At 31.9% G+C, this 357-nt stretch carries 1 protein-coding gene; it reads right to left on the bottom strand.

Features of this window, described 5'->3' with window-relative positions:
* A partial coding sequence (locus HMPREF2837_RS11450; protein ID WP_398578167.1) for a hypothetical protein occupies nt 1-357 on the bottom strand: 357 nt, incomplete at both ends.

The raw sequence follows: 357 nt of genomic DNA, 5'->3' as shown, positions 1-357 counted from the left end.
GATAAACTTCTTTTTTGTTTGGAGCTGGATCTGAATATGGAATCTCTACTGTTGGTGCAACATTCGTACGTGCAAAATCAGTCAATGGTTTTGTATCTTTAGAACCATCTTTATAGGTTACTACAAGATTGTTGCCATCTTTTTCTACTTTATCAACAACTTTTGAAGCATCTTCTACTTCTTGACCTTTTTTGTCAGCTAAACGTGCATCTGGATTGTTTTGAGAATATTCAACTTTAACTTTCTCTTTGATTTTTTCAAACTCTTTATCAGTAACATTGTTAGCATCTGATACGGTTACTTTATCTGCTTCTGATGGAGTTTTAATATCATATTTCTTAGTTTGTGCTTTTAATA

Source organism: Streptococcus sp. HMSC071D03, from assembly GCF_001812125.1.
Lineage (GTDB): Bacteria > Bacillota > Bacilli > Lactobacillales > Streptococcaceae > Streptococcus > Streptococcus pseudopneumoniae_N.
The sequence above is the reverse complement of the archived record's forward strand: the minus strand, read 5'-3'. Positions and strand labels throughout refer to the sequence as shown.